This window comes from Ekhidna sp. (assembly GCF_963691765.1).
Classification (GTDB): domain Bacteria; phylum Bacteroidota; class Bacteroidia; order Cytophagales; family Cyclobacteriaceae; genus Ekhidna.
Genome location: NZ_OY829375.1, coordinates 4232763 through 4248344 on the forward strand (window position 1 = coordinate 4232763; position 15582 = coordinate 4248344).

At 37.4% G+C, this 15582-nt stretch carries 7 protein-coding genes; 2 read left to right on the forward strand and 5 right to left on the reverse strand.

Going from position 1 to position 15582, the window contains the following annotated elements:
- The 5 genes from ACY650_RS18840 to ACY650_RS18860 all read right to left on the reverse strand — a co-directional run bounded on the left by ACY650_RS18840 (window position 1) and on the right by ACY650_RS18860 (window position 10176).
- Entirely contained in the window at window positions 1–1116 is a 1116-nt protein-coding gene (locus ACY650_RS18840; RefSeq protein ID WP_462249977.1) for an outer membrane beta-barrel protein, read from the reverse strand.
- A 9-nt stretch (window positions 1117–1125) separates the two neighbouring features.
- The gene (locus ACY650_RS18845; RefSeq protein WP_462249979.1) at window positions 1126–4398 is read right to left on the reverse strand and encodes an nSTAND1 domain-containing NTPase; all 3273 of its coding nucleotides are present in this window, start codon (window positions 4396–4398) and stop codon (window positions 1126–1128) included.
- A complete protein-coding gene (locus ACY650_RS18850; protein WP_462249981.1) occupies window positions 4399–5913 on the reverse strand; it encodes a DUF4062 domain-containing protein in 1515 nt (504 codons plus the stop codon). It abuts the gene before it with no gap.
- 73 nt (window positions 5914–5986) lie between these two features.
- On the reverse strand, window positions 5987–9241 hold the full coding sequence (locus tag ACY650_RS18855) for a cyclic nucleotide-binding domain-containing protein (RefSeq protein ID WP_462249983.1): 3255 nt from the start codon (window positions 9239–9241) through the stop codon (window positions 5987–5989).
- Window positions 9242–9351: 110 nt separating this feature from the next.
- Complete coding sequence (locus ACY650_RS18860; RefSeq protein WP_462249985.1) at window positions 9352–10176, reverse strand: outer membrane beta-barrel protein; 825 nt, start codon at window positions 10174–10176, stop codon at window positions 9352–9354.
- 220 nt (window positions 10177–10396) lie between these two features.
- Between ACY650_RS18860 and ACY650_RS18865 the strand changes: the two genes are divergently transcribed.
- A complete protein-coding gene (locus tag ACY650_RS18865; RefSeq protein ID WP_462249987.1) occupies window positions 10397–12199 on the forward strand; it encodes a PorP/SprF family type IX secretion system membrane protein in 1803 nt (600 codons plus the stop codon).
- Complete coding sequence (locus ACY650_RS18870) at window positions 12196–15567, forward strand: FG-GAP-like repeat-containing protein (RefSeq protein ID WP_462249989.1); 3372 nt, start codon at window positions 12196–12198, stop codon at window positions 15565–15567. The genes ACY650_RS18865 and ACY650_RS18870 overlap by 4 nt, the downstream gene beginning before the upstream one ends.
- The last annotated feature ends 15 nt before the right edge of the window (window positions 15568–15582 follow it).

A 15582-nucleotide genomic window follows, 5' to 3' on the forward strand; every position in this document is an offset into this window, starting at 1 on the left:
CTAGCGGTACTGCTTACGTTTTCGTGGAATATATAATGAACGGGTATAACCGAATGATATTGAAAGAGTGTTTAAGGTCAAATCATCTTCAACATGACCAATTCCATAATTCAAATCTTCATTTGCCCACCTGTTATCAGGATTTATATAATTCAATAATGCGTTATCATATCTTAACTCTAAAGAAAAGAAATCTACTTTAGCTCTTCCAACTCTGAATCGAGTTCCGATTCCAGCCATTAAAGAAATATTAGAAGTTCTTACTTGGCTTTCTGCCTTCAAATCATCGCTTCCAACTGGAAGTGTATATGCTGTGCCACCTGTTCTTCTAGCGTCTACATATTTTGCACTTAAGGTAAGATCAAATGAACCTCCTACAAATACATAAGGTAATAATCCAACTCTATTTCCATCACCGTCCTTTTTATCATAATTAAGACTATATCGAACAAGGAGTGGAAACCTTAACATGTTGCTGGTATTTTTTGCAACATAATTAAGATCATTTTGAATCATTTCTCCTTCAATCTCATAAGTCGCAATTCGATACTGAACCCCAGCTGCTACCTCAATACCTTTAGTAATATGTCTTTCAGCTAATATTTCCCCCCAAAAGCCAATCCCAAAACCAGTATCATTTCCTTTTTCATTATAGCGCTTATCACCGGATTGAAAAGTGTTGAAATTTTGAATAACCTTAGGTAAGGACTTATTAAACCCACCTCTGACAGCAACTCTCAATATAGGTTCTGTCTTAAATTTATCTCTTAATAAATAAAGTTCAGCAGGATCCTCTGCAGCTAACTGATGTTCTTTATCTACTTTAAGTAAATTAACAAACATCTCCTCCGCCTTGGCTTCATCATCTTGAAACAAATAAGCCTTCGTTAGTAGCTTATATGCTCTGATCTCCTCATCAACTGAGAAGATCCCATCATTCAAACATTTGGTAAATCCACTACTTGAATTATTATATGTATTAATGATATCAGATAATCTACCTTGTTCAAATGCAAGCTCAGCTTCAGCTAAATTTCTTGCACATTGAGACGAGGTTTGAGCTACTGACCACAAGGAGCATATTGATAAACCAATAGCGATTAGGTGTTTTTTCATATTTAATCCTTACTGTCCTCTTTTTGGTAATCCTTCACAAGTTTCAACGTATTTTATGTCTCCCCCTACATACTGTCTCCACTCATTATCCGACATGTTTCCTAGAGTTATATGAGAGCATATTTCCTCCGCCATTTCATTAGCTAAGGTTGGATATCTTCTAATATTTCCATCACCCGCTGCAGTAACAAAGAATTTTCCGTCTGGGCTAAAATCTGCATCATTAACCCAACCTTGATCTCTAACACCTTTATAATCTTCAAGTACAATAGGTAAATCGAACAAGTTTTCCATATCCCAAACTCTAACTTGACTATTTGTTGAGGTTCCTAATAGTAATCTGTCATCTGGACTAAATTCAATATCAGTGATTGGAGCTCTAAATCCAGTTAAGGTTGGTTGAACCTGTACATCATCAATCATATTCCAGATAACTAATCTACCATCTTCACTTCCATAAGCTAAATATTTACCTCCATTACTGAACTTAACAGACTTAATGGCTCTTTCAGATTTCGAATTATCATTCTCGTCTGATTTATTGATCAACGTTGTTGCTCCTGAACCTATATCCGTTAAATCCCAGATATAAACATTCCCATCTTCTCCACCACCAACTAGAGTTTTAGCATCTGGGGAAAGTGCAATCTTATTGATTTTAACATCAGATTTAGCAATTTCAGTTGATGTCCTAAAATCACTTCTTAGAATTCGATTATCGGCACCCACAGAAATGAAACCAGAATTATCAGGCAAGAAAAGAAGGTCAAAAACAGTACCTCCAATGTGACCTACAATTTTATTAGGTTCTTGATCAATGTTGCGCACATTGAATAACAAGATATTATTCTGATCAGTACCTAAAGCTAAGTATTGCTCATTTGGACTGATATTAACCACACGAGCCACATCATCATTTTGGAAAATCTGACTCCATGCCCTAGATTCTACATTCCACTTTATCACTTCTCCATTTGAATTCGCAGAGTACATGAATTTACCATCATTTGAATAAACAACTGATCTAACACCTACTATGGTGTTCTCTGAATTTGGATCGATTGGCTTATGGTATTGATTGAATATCGAGTCACCCTTTTCAAGTAATAAACCGTTGTTTACAGCTTCTCTTTCATATAACCCTTGAAGTGCATTGTATACCCCAGCGTAAATATCACCGTTGTAATCTTTGCCCTGATCTTTATAATCGTCATAGAATAAATAAGCCTGACGTGCAACGATCGCTTTCAATTGTGCCTGATCATCATCTTCTGGCAAAATATTCTTCGCCTTAATCGCCATAGATTGCGCAATTGCCTGGTAACGTAAACGCTCAGCGTTTTTCCTTGCATCCTCTGCCTCTTTAGCTTGTCTATCCGCCTCTTCTGCATTTCTTTGTGCTTCTTCCGCGTTTAGCTGAGCTTGTGCATTTGCTTCATCCGCTTCCTTTTGACGTTCTTCTGCCAGAGCCTTTTGCCTATTAGCTTCAGCTAAGTTTACCTCAGCTCGCTTAGTAGCTTCCTCCGCTAAATCTCTTTGCTCAAGGGCAGCAGCTTCTTGTCTCTTCGCTTCAGCAGCAGATGCAAGGGCGTCTTCTTTCAATTTATCAGCTTCTTTCTGTAGCCTTACCGCTTCATTCTTTTGAGCCTCGGCTTCTATCCTTGCTTTGTCTGCTTCATCAGCCTTAATAAATGAGTAAATCAAGAAACTTAATGAGACTAATACCGCAATTGCTAACACAACTGCCGTTGTTCTCATCCTTTTAACCTGACGTTTTTGAAGGATTTCTTTATTTCTCTGCTCAGTTAAATATGCCTTCTCAGATGTTTCTAAGAACACCATCGTACGCTCAAAAGCAGGATTATATCTCTGTCCCCAAACAAGTGTCGGTCTATTTTCTTCTCTCCAGTTAAGAGCTAACTGCAAATCAGGCATTTGCCATAATCCGGCCTTACCTTCTTGATATCTTTCAGCAGCCTCAGAAAGTTTGAGATACATTTCAGCGGCTTTGGACTCCTCATCCAACCAGCGTTTCAATCTCACCCAAATACGCATTAAGCTTTCGTGAGATATATCAATTACAGTTTCAGATTCAAGTCTAACACCGAAAGGAGGCATTAATAGTGATCTTCCCGGCTCTCTAAATCTTTCAACTACTCTTGCAACTTCGTCTTCATTCACACCAGCAATTGCCGCTATAGTTGCAAGCTTTGTTGGTCTTCTAATTCCTTGATTTTCAGATCCTCGTTCTGTCAGGGCCTTAAACATTACCTCACAGATTTCTTTCTCCCTCTTAGATAGTGAATCGAATGCTTCATTAGCATGTTGAGAAAGTGCTTCTCTGAGCGTACCAATTGAATTGTAATGACGTAAATCAATTGGCTCTCCAATCTTCCGATTCTCTGTCCAATATGACCAAGTACGCATCAATGCGTGCTGAAGAATAGGAAGTTGATCAGGATTATCTCCAACATCATTTAAAAGTTGTTGGGTCAAACGTGGAGCAATTTTACCGCCTCCAACAGCTACTGGACCTTCAATTGCCGTTCTCTTTTGATCCCTTGTCATTTGGGGTATCAAATAGTGAGAATCATTGATCATCTGAGTAAGATCTGGGAATTGGGCACATTCCCCAATAAAGTCAGATCTCATTGTTAGAGCGATATAAACTGGTTCATCATACTGATGAATTGCCTCAAGCAAAAGGTTTACAAAGGCAGAGGACTCATCTAAATCAGAGGTAGCAGATTCAAGTTTTCGATATCTAAATAATTCTTCAAACTGATCGACCAAAATCAATACATTTTGAAAATCATCAGCTTTGAGCTGTCTAACTACTTCAACAAGCCCTAAGGAACTACTTCTAAGAACAGTACTAATAATTGTCTTTCGGATAAGCTTATCTTCATCCCCTAGATTTGAGAACTCCTTATCTTTAATTAATAGTGCCTCAGCTAAATTATCTATAGGTCCACCACCTGGTCTGGTAACAACTATTCTCCAGTTGGATCCTGCTTCAGTCATGAAACCACCATATAAGGTTGGAATTAAGCCGCAGTACATTAATGAAGACTTACCACTACCTGAAGCTCCAAGTATTGCCACGAATTTATTTTCTGACAACTTGACAAGAACCTCATCACTTTGACCCTCCCTACCAAAGAACAGGTGGCTTTCCTCAATTCCGAATGGTCTTAGACCTGGAAACGGGTTTATAAGTTGGGTAATGTCAACGATATCTTGGGTCTCTTGACCCTGAACATCTATTTCTTTGTCGCTCATTTAGCTTCCAATTTTAGTAAGAAAAGGTTTGAGATGTTCTGGAACGAATGTACCTCCATTATTTCCCAAAACCATAGCGTTATTTTTCTTGTAATGCTCCATGTCTACATCTTTTTGTCCCATGAAGTAAACTGCCTTAGCAGTGATAGGCTTCTCACGACCAAAACCAGGTGCTTTTAACAAGTCCTGTAGTTTTGTTTTAATCCAATCCTCGGTTGCCTTTCCGAAATATATGATTGATGCGTCGCATCTTCTTAAGTTTTCTTGGTGTATATACCTGAGATCAACGAGATCTCCTTCGTAACTTGGAGAAACAACATTGAATCCTTTTTCTTTCAGGTATTTCTGAATATCATCTATTTCACTAACATCTCTTTTGTCAGCGATCAAATAGATCATCTTAGTTTTATCATCTTTCGCAGTCTCGTCTAAGCCCTTAATGTTTTTGCGAACATTAAATCTTCCTCCAGTTACTAATTCTTCCCTGATTATCGTCTTTAACTCTTGCAAGGAAATTTGAAGCACCTCTGCTTCCTCCAGTGCTGCAGCATCACTTTTTAAGTCTTCGATAAAAATCTTTTGTCTTTCAGTGACATTTTTCAGATCTGGAGAGACCCAAATCAAACGACTAAAAAGCTCCTTCTCTCCGTCTTTCGCTTTCTTATTTTTTTCAACCATTTGATATGTATGATCGGAAGCAATTCGATTCTGCATATCTACTACGGAAAGTTCCGAGCCTCTTGGCTTGTAACCGTAATCCTCACCTACAAGGTGAATAGATAGTCGACACCTATCTAGATCGTCTCTAACCATTCTATCCAAAGCTTTTGCCTCTTTTGGCAAACTATGGTCAGGTAAAACTTTATAGCCATGTCTTATCAATTCACGCTTAATAATGTCACGTTGAATCACCATATCTACACCTGTACTTGCCAGGTAAACGGTCTTTTCTCTTGGAATTGTTTCGTAAGAGCCGCTCCCCTCTTCAATTTCTTTAGCGTGAAGAACATGATTGATATCATATGCCATATCAACCAATTTCATCCAATAACTCCTCTCCGCGTCACTGCCAAAAAATCTTGTAAACTCTTGAGGATCACCGGTTAAAGGATCAACTAAATAAAAGTCGTAGGTTAGCAAGTCTTCTAATTCGTCCAAATATTCATCTGGATCAAAAGGTCTCTTGAGTATTTTAAAAACTCTTGCTACACCGTCTGCAATAAGGCCGTTTTTGGCTTTAAGCTTTTTACCATGTGAGTTTAACCCTTTTATTAGCGATTGCTCTTTGACTAAGTTGGGGGTAAGAACGGCAAGTATGGCACTGTAATCATCAAGATCAGATATTGAGAAATCTGATTCATTGATGAGTTTAATTTCAGGATTCTCTCTAGTAATTTGATACATCAAAGTGGATAGGAACTTATGAAAGTTCGAAATCCATCCTTTGACTCCTCCTTCGATCATCGCATCGTCTTTCTCAGAATATATTAATGCTATAGTGCGATTACTACTCATTGGTGCGGTTAGGGTGTTTTTATAGTGAATTAACTTATTTTTTTTTTCTCATCAAAGGACGTTCATCGAAATGTCATCCAAAGAGTACATCTACAATTTCTTTACTTTCCTGATCAATTACTCCATTCATAATATCTACCCAGCAATCTAAAATCTCAATATGTTTAGACATTAAGTTTAGTAATTCTTCTTTTCTCATGAGCAGCAATGTACATTCAGTCCTTGCAAGTGCTGTAAATGTAAACTTGTCTGATTCTGTTATATTTTTCTCTCCAAACACTCCTCCAACTTCTCGTTCTGCTACCTTATTATCCCCCTCATAAATATCAATCGCACCTTCCAGAACTATATACATTGGCTCCATTCCACTATCCCCTTCTCTGATAATGGTTGATCCCAATTTAATTCTTACTTCCTCCAGACTTTCTGCCATATAAGTAATAAGCTCGCCCGGAATACTCTTGAACATATCATTCTTTTTCAATTCAATTACTCTTTCAATAAGTAGTAATTTCTGATGATATTCTTCATCCTCACTTCTAAAAACTGGTGGTAGAATGGCTTTGTCAAGTTCCTTTTTAGTGGCTGGCCTCAATCTTTTTGTATGCTCATGATATGACTCTTTATTTATATTATACATTACAAATGCCGCAGTTTGTAACAAAAGAGTGTCAGGATTGAAAAGGTTGGCAATCAAATCAGCTGTAACATGACTACTTAACTGACTGAAACGATACATGGCCAATGCCTTAGTATATCTGTTTATTCTATTATAATCTCTGTTAATAATTTGAAGAAGCAAGTCTTCGTAAGAATCGAAATCTTCTGGTGGATAATGATTCTGAAGTTTTGCTAACCTTTCTGGTACTTTCAACTCATCCATCACAGGTATTAATTTTGGCTTGAGTTCTTCTTCAACAAAAATATCCATCATCTCAACCGCAAACGTTATACTTTCTGTTGTTCCGTTTTGGATGTTTTCCTTTGCTAACAAAACACTTTGAGGATCATATATCATACCGAGTAGCATGAATATATTGTCGTAATTTTTGATATCCTCTTCAACCATAGCTTCTTTAATCAGAAGGTCTATAGAATTTTCTTCTGGTATCTCCTGGGTTGACTTAATATTCCAAGCGATATCACCAATTTCTCCTTCGACAGCTATCTTGATTCTTGCAGCTTGAAAATCTCTAGCTACAAACCCGATATAACTAAGAGAAAGCAATAATTGGGAAACAATCTTTCGATCTGGATAGTCAATTTTTTTCCATAGAAGTTCGGTAGCACCTCTACCACCGATTCTACCTAAAACTTGGATAATCCTAATCATTGTAGGATGATATTGTCCAGTCTTGTAAAATGCGGTGTCTACTGTGTGGAAGGCAGCTTCTCCGGATGCTTTTAAGGCTGACATTGCTACATTTCCATAGGTGGATAGATGAAGATTTTCTATTAAGATAGGCCACAACTCTGGACGTCTAACTTTACCAGCTGAAATCATTGCAGCGGATCGTACATTAGGGTTAATGTCGCGTAATAATTCAATAATAAAGGCAATGTGACGATCTTCTGTAACCTTAGCTAAAAGTTTAGCTCCTTTTTCACGATCAGCTGCATCTGTAGATCTCACAAGCTCTTTGATGGCTACATCAGTTAATTGAAAACTAGCCGCATCTTGAAGCTTCTTGAAACAACTTTCAGCTACTTTAAGAACCTCTTCATTACCCTCTGTTTTAATGTCTTTTTCAACAATCTCAACTGCTTCCCAACAAAGCCTGTCGCCTAATTTTTGATATGCAAATGTTCTAAGCCTTGGAGATCTATGATTTAGTAGATCTAATAAGACATACTCAAATTCAATAGGTTCAAGTTTTTCAAATAATTTAAGTGCATTTAATACTCTTTCAATATCCTTAGAAGCAACCTCTCCTTTCAGAATATTCAAAGTATTATTCTCGTTTCGTTTTCCTTCTCCTTCTAGCCCTGCTTTTTGTTTTTCTAGCGTTTTCTTAAGTGTTTTCTTATACTCTTCGAAAAGTTTACCTGATAGATAAATCACACCTCCAGCCAAGGCTAATATGAAATACGAGTAGTGAATTAGCTTAAAGAACACTAATAAGCCAAGAGCCATTTGAGCAGCTCCAGCAACAAAGACTGCTATCTCATTAACAACTCCTTCAATTCTAGTTTGAATATCGAATCTTATTTTGATATCGAGAGGTAAGAAGAAAAGTTTGAACGCAGGATTTTCCAAGGCATCTTTAAGGGCTGCGGTAAATAGTTTTCCTACTGCGGTCAATACGAAAAACATTATGTATTCACTTGACTTGGTCTCATATCCGAATATGTGCCCAACAATAATTGCTCCTAATGTAAATAGGATCAAAATTAGAGGCATAGTCATCAACGCAACCTTCAATCCAAACTTTCCGATGATTATATCATTGATAAAACTTTGAATTAAGAATGAAACTACAATTACAGTTCCTGAAAAGAATGAAAGAAAATTAGCTAGATCCTTTTCATCAGGATACATGGTCTCTGTGGCGCTAAGGAATGTATAATCTACGAAAACAGCGGCTCCCATTGAAAAAATAAGGAATACAGAAAGAAGTCGTAGATACTTATCTTTCATCAAACTCACAAAACTTACCTTCTCAACTTCCTCTCCTTCAAGAACCTTAGTTGCTCTATTTAGGTTGTAGTTTATTACTAATAATAAAGTGAATATAAAAACACCAAATGCCGCGATTCCAGAAACAAATAACAAGTCGTAAGTAGCATTGATTATATAAGTTGTTAACACTGGAATACTGAAAAAAGCAATCATTGTTGCCATTAACTGTCCAGTATCAATACCACCTATTATTCTTTTACTGGCACGAAGGTCAAAAACACGACCGAATACTCCCCAAAAACCTAATAAGGTGATTGATGTTACTGGTCCAATCATTACAAATAAAACAAATGGCAATAATTGAAATTGACCAGTAACGCTTTGATCGTAACCTATAAACTCAAAAGCTATTCTAATTCCACCAATGAATACTAGAATCAAAAATGTAGTGGATATTACAAGTGTTGAAAAATTAATCTTACGTTGTAGATATACGAACAATGCTGTGGATACAATACCAGCAGCTCCAGCAGCAAAAAAAGCATCTGCTAAAAACTCATCTCCTAAAACACTTAGAAATAATGTTTCTGCACCAATTTGGTAAGTTGCAAGTAGAATTCCCATAAAGAATCCCTTGCCGAGTAAAAGCAACATTTGCTTTTCTTCTCCTTGCTCTCCACCTAAGAATTTTAAGAATGCTTTTACCACAGTGAGTGAATTTTACAGGCTGAAAGTTTAAGTTAGATATTTACTAGTAATTGTAGGAATAAATCAATAAAAGACATTGTTTCAATACAATATAACTTAGAATAATTACATTAATTCTTCTTTTTCTTCTTTTTATTACTCTCCTTATTGCTACTCTTACCCTTCCTCTTTAATTCACTGTTGTAACCAAACATATAGGCTACCCCTATACTTGTGATATTGTGAGAATATTCAAAATTTTCACTGTAGGTGGTAAAGTTGAAATTAATATTATCAGATGAAGAATTTTCTCCCATGTTGCTATGAACCCATGTATATCTAGCATCAATTAATAGCCGACCACCACCCTGAAGGTCAAAATAAATTCCACCGCCAACTGTCAACCCAAATTGAACCCTATTAGGATTTTGTATTAGAGCAGTATCATCTCCATCCACTTTACTTCTTTTAAAAACAACTTTGTATTCTCTAAAGGCATCTTCTACCATTTCTGGGTCGGGCAATTGCTCAACAAATTCTTCAAGAAACTGAGTGCCCTTACCCGCCAACCAATAACTTACTCTTGGCCCTCCGTTTACATAATAATGAAATGGCACTTTACCCAATGTTATTCTCAACATCGCCGGCATTGAAATAAAATGATTTGTCATGGAGGTTCTTACATTCGCACCATCAGAAGCAATATCTCTAACGGATTTACCAATTCTCTCATATAATAGTTCTATATAAACTGAATATTTATCAGTTGCTGAATAGCTAAAAGCACCACCAACATGGAAATTAAGGTCATTCTTAATATTGAATGTATCCCTATAACTGACATCTTGATAATTATGCTGTATATAGTTAAAACCTACTTTGGGCCCAAACCAATATTGACCATAAGAAATTGTGGAAAATATAACCACCAATAGAACTGATAATAAAACCCTCATAAGTTTACAACCTTATTATATAGTGTAATTATACTAAATCCTGTTGGAGTTCGATAATTGACTTGACTTAAATTATTTAACAATTTCGACAATATTGAGCTTAGCACAGATGAGCATTGATCGAGATATTTGTTACGGGTGATGCAAAATGCAATAAATTCCCTAATTTAGGGTTTAGATCAAGAACCATCAATATTTGAAACAATTAACTCTCTGCTACATGGTTTGTGTTAATAGGGCGTATAAAAGCATCCTAATTTGTGCTTTTGTCTTAGTTTCTTTCTCAGGAAACGCTCAACAACCTCAGGTCTATAATCAATTCTTCATGAACCCTTATATGTACAATCCCGCATATGCGGGTGTGGAGGGACACGCTGCTATTTTTGTAATGTATAGAGATCAATGGACCAACGTTGAAGGTGCTCCCCAAGTATCTCACGTTAGCTTTCACGTGCCGCTCCAAGGAGGAATAGCCATAGGTGGTGCAGCTTTTAATGTTACACAAGGTTTATTGACAACATCTGCTGCTAAAGCAACTGCTTCTTATCTAATAAACATTGATAGAACACACTTTTTAAGATTTGGAATGTCATTGGGGGCAGGAATTAACTCAGTGAATATAACCGAGTTTGATTCACCTGGTGATCTTGCATTTGAAGATTTCCTCGATCAATCTACATTTTTTATTGGTGATGTCGGAGTAGCCTACCATTTCGGTCATTTTAATGTTGGGGTTTCGCTACCTAATCTATTTAGCTACAATCCAATTACTCAAAAAGAAATCGGGGATGTACAATTCTCACCGACTGATAACGCCATCTTTAAGATGAACTATAGAGGCCACGTAAATGATGATTTTGCCTTTGAACCACATATTATTTATCGTTATAGCAATGTTATACCTCATCAATTTGAAGGTGTAATGATTGCACACTTATATCATATAGTTTGGGTTGGTGCTTCATATAGACAAGATGCTGGCATCATAGGTCTTGCCGGAGCAAAAATCAAAGAAAAATTTGCAGTAGGATTCGCTTACGAGCTAGGTAACAACAACATTTCAGCGGATCTAGGCCCTACTCTTGAAGTCAATTTAGGTTACCACCTAGGTACTAAGAAAGATCATGCGGAGCACGTTTCATCATTTATAAAAAGTCATAGACTTTCCGCAGAAGAGAGAGCCAGAAAAGCTGAGTTAGAACGGCAAAAGCAACTTGCTGCCTTACAGCAAAGTAGAGCAACTGAAACTACGGATGAAGATGCATTATCAATAGCCTCTCCTACTGTGCTGGACGCGCCAGACAGTGAAGCTGAAATCCCAACTGAAAAAGCTGATGATTGGGACCACCAAGAAGATCATGAAGAATTAACTAGAGTAAATCAGTTTGGAGAAGAAGAACGGGGAATTCGTCTAGAGAAACCTTCTAGTGATGGTGAGAAAAATGTGGTAATTAGTTGGATACCAAAAGCAGATGCAGGAGGTCTAACTGTATCGGAGGATGGTCACCTTGAAAGAACGCTGCCTGATGGGTCCAAAGAAGTTGGTGTGAAATATGATAAAGTAAATCCTGATGGGACAGTTGAGCATATAGTAAAATGGGATAAAGCAATTAATTCATCTCAAGCAAATGCTATAACTCAAAACCCTGAGCTAACCGAAGAACAGCACGATGAAATTGCTAAAGCTGACCCAGAGCTTACGCAGGACTTTAGAACTCATGAAGAATTAGGTTCCTCAGATGATCATATGGTTACGAAGCGAGGGAACCATTTGTTAGAACTGGCAGCCGGAAATTATGTCATTGCAGGAGCATTCAGTGTATTTGAGCATGCAAGAGACTACAGTGATGAATTGTTTCAATTAGGATATCATGATTCAGCAGTAGGCTTTAACAGTGGTAGAGGATACTATTATGTTGTAGTTTATGAATCCGGAAATCTACAGCAGACCAGATCAAAAAGAGATGAATTTAGAAAAATACCTAAGCTCTCTAAAGCATGGGTACTTCAAGTGACTGAATGATGAGAAATATACTTGCGATATTAATTTTAAGTCCTATTTTCTTAATGGCTCAAAAGCCATTTGTTAACAGCATATCTCCTACTCATGTAGAGGTTGGAGAAACGATTACCATTTCTGGATCTAATTTATCAGGTACTCCACGGGTGTTTTTCGGTAGCGTTGAAGCGACTAGCGTTAATGTGATATCTACCAATTTAATTGAGGCTGTCGTTCCAGCGGGAGCTACGCAAGAATCGATTACTGTTTTAAATAATAATTTAATAGCTCAATCAAGTCAACACTTTTACATTAGTTACATCGGTTCTGATATATCTAATTACGATGCTGAATACGATGATATTTCGACTACAGAGCAAGCTGCCTCGGACATTTGTTTGTGCGATTTAGACTCTGATGGTTTAAATGATATTGTCATTGTTCATCTTGTGGATACTGATGCAAACGAAGCCACAATTTATAGAAATAATACCTCCGGAACTGGAGCATTCGCAGGACCAACAGACTTCCAGCTAGATCAAACGATTAATAACACCATAAATCTATCAGGGTTCAACTCTGTAAGTTGTGTAGACCTCGATAATGACGGAGATAAGGACCTAGCTTTTACTTCAAATTTAGGAACAAATCCTCGTGATATTTATGTATATGAAAATGTAAGCACGCCAGGAACAATTTCTCTCAACGCATTGAATATTAGCCAATTAACCCTACCAAACACATCAAGTGGTGATCAAAGGGCTCCTCGATCAGTTCAAGGAGCAGACATGGATGGAGATGGTAAGTCAGATTTAGTAATTGGTAACAATACGGATGCTACTTTTCATATATTTAGGAATACATCTTCTGGTAGTATTTCATTTGCCTCGGCAGTTGAAATATCAACAGGTGGCGAACCTACCGGAATACTCGAAGTTGGTGATTTCAATAATGACTCGTATTTGGACGTTGTGACCCTAACTTTTAGAGAAAGTAATAGCAGCATTTATTTCCTTAAAAACACAAGTGTAATTGATCAATTTAATTTTGAACAAGAAGAAGTTGTAACTAATAGCGGCCAAAATACTGACGTTGCCATTGGAGACCTAAATGATGATGGTCTTAATGACATTGTAGTTACAAGTAACCTTTCTGGATTATTAACTTTTTTTGAAAATCAAACAACTAGCGGTGCGATCACTTTTGGTTCTTCGAATAACGTTTCAATAACTGGGACCAGTGCAACTGGAGTTAGTCTTGCTGATATGAATGGAGATGGAATGCTAGACATTACTTGTTCAAATGGTGCGGGTAATATTTATGTTTTCGAGAACACATCTTCTGGATCAATTTCATTTGGCAATGAGCAAGAACTTGCTACAGCAAGCACTACCTCATACATTGTAACAGGAGACTTAAATTCAGATGCGAAACCAGATATGGCCTACACTCAAAATGTTGGAAGTACACAAACAGGGAACCTGGGAATAATATTAAATCGTAATTGTGTAGAACCAGTACTTACACCAGGTCCTTCAGATGGAGGTGTGTTTTGTTCTAACCCTGAAACGTTTACTTTATTTGCTACTGCTTCTCCTGGGGCTACCTACGATTGGACGGTTACTGGTAACACTAATGCCGGAGGAAATAGTTTTAGCACCGGCGCAACAAATTCTGCCACCTTCGATTTGGCATCAAATTCAACAACAACTATCCAAGTAACAATAAATCAAGATGCGACGTGTTCAGCGCAATCAGATACAGAAATCTATACAATAGCGGCATCTGTCACTGGTACCCCAACCATAGACATTTCTGAAGCAGGAGTTATTTGTGCAGGTGAAAATGTTACTCTTAGTACAACCACCAGTTTTGAAAACTATTTTTGGACATTGCCAGATGGATCCACGCTTTCTTCGGCTACTGTACAATTAAATAACATTGAAACCTCTGATGCTGGGACGTACTCCTTGAGGGTACAAAACTCAGGTAGCTGTTCAAGTACCGAAGTATCCATAGATGTTGAAGTTAGTCAGGCTCCCCTACTGGAAATATTAAATAATGATCTAGACAACTTTTGTGCTGGCACCAACATTACCCTAGAAGTTCCAGATTTTACAAGCGATTTTACTTACGAGTGGCAACGAAATGGAACTGATTTTGGCGCGGGTAATGTTGCGTCAATTTCAACGAATCAAGGAGGAAACTACACTGTTGAAGTTACCGATGTAAATACTTGCGTAACAGAAACTGCAAGCTATACAATTAATGCAATAGCCTTACCGACTTCAATTGCAAATGGTCCAACCGAAACTTGTGTCGAGTTTTTAACTTCTTTTACTTCAGCATCTACAGGTGAAGGCTCTTTTACATTACAATATGAGTGGGTAGTTGAGGATGCAAGTGATGCTGTTATTCATACGGCAACAACCCAAGATCTAGATTTTACATTTCCTACCACAGGAACTTATGAGGTCATTTTAAATACCAATTATGACCCAACTGAAGTATATGCTGGACCTGGAGCAACAGATATTTGTGTAAGTTCAGATCCAATTACAGTTGTAGTTTCAGATGCCCCTGCTATCGAATTTAACATTGCAGATGGCACTCAAAAATGTCAAGCAGAAACAGTTAATATAATCTTGGATAGTCCAGCCAGTGGGACAATAGCTAGTTACTCTTGGTCCACCAGAAATGCAGCAGCTTCCCCTAACGACACTATAATTTCAAACAACTTTTCTACTGACAGTTCGATAGATCTATCGTTCCCTATTGGAGTTGATTCCGCTTATGCCATTGTTTCAATAAGTACTAACATAGGCTGTGATGTTATTGACAGTGTATTAGTTAGAAACTTTCCATCGAACGCAGATATCACCTCTCCAGACTTTGATGCAAGTACTGATTTAATAACGTTAGAAGAAGACAATTTTGCAAGGCTCACTGCATCTGGATTAACTAATGTAAGCTGGGAGCCAGCTGACATTTTTGACAATCCTTCTGCTATTGATGTGACAGCATTCCCGGATCAACCCAGTACAACAATCATAGTAACAGGAACTGATGATAATAGTTGCACCGTGTCCACCCAATTGACATTGACATTGGACAACTTAAGACCAAAGAGAACTTTTTCTCCAAATGGTGATGGAATGAATGATTGTTGGGAAATTCTTAATTCCTCACAACCTAATACTGAGGGTTGCAAAGTTTACGTCTTTGATTCTAGAGGAAGAAATATAAGAGTTGCAGATGCACCGTTTGAAAACAATTGTGTTTGGGATGGCAATTTTAATGGATCTCCAGTACCAGAAGGTGTTTATTACTTCGTGTTAAAGTGCAATGACAGTCAAATGAGTAAGTCAGGGAGTATTCTATTAGCACGTTGATCCATTAATCTTAAT

Coding starts and splice junctions, on each gene's coding strand:
- ACY650_RS18840 (WP_462249977.1), bottom strand. CDS start 1,116: ATGAAAAAACACCTAATCGCTATTGGTTTATCAATATGCTCCTTGTGG.
- ACY650_RS18845 (WP_462249979.1), bottom strand. CDS start 4,398: ATGAGCGACAAAGAAATAGATGTTCAGGGTCAAGAGACCCAAGATATC.
- ACY650_RS18850 (WP_462249981.1), bottom strand. CDS start 5,913: ATGAGTAGTAATCGCACTATAGCATTAATATATTCTGAGAAAGACGAT.
- ACY650_RS18860 (WP_462249985.1), bottom strand. CDS start 10,176: ATGAGGGTTTTATTATCAGTTCTATTGGTGGTTATATTTTCCACAATT.
- ACY650_RS18870 (WP_462249989.1), top strand. CDS start 12,196: ATGATGAGAAATATACTTGCGATATTAATTTTAAGTCCTATTTTCTTA.
- ACY650_RS18865 (WP_462249987.1), top strand. CDS start 10,397: ATGGTTTGTGTTAATAGGGCGTATAAAAGCATCCTAATTTGTGCTTTT.